Annotated in this window: 1 protein-coding gene and 1 pseudogene; one reads left to right on the top strand and one right to left on the bottom strand. The window is 71.7% G+C overall.

The features are described from left to right. Positions 1 to 1,176 (bottom strand): annotated as a pseudogene (locus AC27IO_RS23360) (MFS transporter); the annotation flags it as partial. Between the two features lie 98 nt (positions 1,177 to 1,274). Between AC27IO_RS23360 and AC27IO_RS23355 the strand changes: the two are divergent. Further along, positions 1,275 to 2,072, top strand: a 798-nt coding sequence (locus tag AC27IO_RS23355) for a LysR family transcriptional regulator (RefSeq protein WP_498741049.1), incomplete at its 3' end; no start/stop codon positions are given.

Here is a 2,072-nt window from a genome sequence, read left to right as displayed (position 1 = left end):
GCCGAAGCGGCGGTGGCCAGCGCCACCACCCCCAGCCAGCCCCATTGCGCCAGCGCCAGGCTGCCCAGCGCCGCGCCGGCCGACATGCCCACGAACATGCCGGTGAACAACAGCGCGTTCAGGCGGCTGCGGGCGGCGGGCTCGATGCCGTACACGATGGTCTGGTGCGCCACCAGCGTGGCCTGCACCCCCAAGTCGAACCCGATGGCGCTCGCCACGATCAGCCCCAGCTGGGCTTGCGGCGGCAGCCACTGGGCCAGGCCCATGGCGGCGAACGAGACCACGGCCAGTCCGGCGCCGAGCCGCGTCACCCGCTCCGGGCCGCTGCGGTCGGCGATGCGGCCGGCCAGCGGCGCAGCCAGGGCGCCCGCCGCGCCGGCCAGGCCGAAAGCGCCAGCGGCTGCGCTGCCCAGATGGAACGAGCCATGCAGCATCACGGCCAGGGTGGACCAGAAGGCGCTGAAGCCCACCGACAGCAATCCCTGTGCCCAGGCGGCGCGGCGCAGCGCGCCATGGCGGCGCCACAGCGCGGCCATCGAGCCGATCAACGCCCGGTACGGCAGCGGCGTGGTGGGCGCAAAACTGGGCAGGCCTTTCCAGGCAGCCATGCCGATCAGCGCGATCGACACGGCAGCGGCCACGTACACGGCGCGCCAGCCGAAGTGCTCGGCCACGAAACCGCTCACCACCCGCGACAGCAAAATGCCCAGCAGCAGCCCGGTCATCACCGTGCCCACCACCTTGCCGCGATGGGCCACCGGGGCCAGCGTGGCCGCGGCCGGCACCACGTCCTGGGCCAGCGTGGCAGACAGGCCGATGGCCAGGCTGGCAACGAGCAGCCAGCCGATGCCGGGAGCGAACCCGCTCATCAGCAACGCCAGGGCCAGCACGGCGCTTGGCCAAAATGATGCGGCGGCGGTCGTAGCGGTCGCCCAGCGGGGCCAGAAACAAGATGCCCAGCGCATAGCCCAGTTGCGTGAGCGTGGGCACCAGGCCCACGGCGCGCTCGCTGGCGTGGATGTCCGGGCCCAGCACGCCCAGCATGGGCTGGCTGTAGTAGAGCGAGGCCACGCTCAAGCCCGCGGCAGTGGCCAGCAGCAGCAACAGCGGCGCCGGCACGCCCGTGGAAGGACCACCCGTCTCAGCGGCTGCATGCAGGTTTTGAATGGAAGACATGGGGAAGACCCTTGAATGGAAGCGATGGGCCGGAGTTTGTGCGAACCGCCTCGCTCTGGGTAGTGGGCTCATGCGCACATCTGCTATACGCTTGGCGTATGAAGCAAGCCTCTGCCACGGCCTCCCTTGCCGGCGTCGATCGCATCGAACTCATGCAGACCTTCGTGCGGATCGTCGAAGCCGGCAACCTCTCCGCCGCCGCCCAGCAACTGGGTACCACCCAGCCCACGGTGAGCCGCAGGCTCCAGGCGCTGGAGCGGTCGCTGGGGCTCAGGCTGCTGCAGCGTTCCACCCATGTCATGAAGCTCACCGAAGACGGCGAGCGCTGCTTCGCGCATGCCAAGGCGCTGCTGGACGACTGGCGTGCGATGGAGGCCGACCTGCGGGGCGCGCACGACACACCGCGCGGCACGCTGCGTGTGCTGGTGCCCCATGCCTTCGGGCAGGAGCAGCTCATCGCCCCGTTGGCGGACTACCTGCGGCAGTATCCCGAGGTGTCGGTCGAATGGCTGCTGCACGACCGCCGGCCCGACTTCATCGCCGAGGGCATCGACTGCGCGGTGCAGGTCGGGGCGGTGGACGACCCCTCGGTGGTCGCCATCCACCTGGCCGAGGTGCCGCGCATCGTCGTCGCGGCGCCTCAGCTGCTGCCGGGCGGCGCCGTGCCCGAGCACGCGAGCGCGCTGCGCGACCTGCCCTGGCTGGCCCTGCTCACCTACTACCAGCGCGAGGTGTCCCTCACCCGCGTGCCGGACGGCGCGGTGGAGCGCTTCGCCATCCACCCGCGCATGGGCACCGACAGCCTCTATGCCCTGCGCAGCGCGGCGCTGGCGGGCCTGGGCGCGGCAGTGGCCTCCGCCTGGGCGGTGGAGGCCGACCTGCGCCGGGGCCGCCTG

The organism is Acidovorax sp. KNOB132 (assembly GCF_057541515.1).
This window is presented reverse-complemented; position numbering and strand designations above follow the sequence as displayed.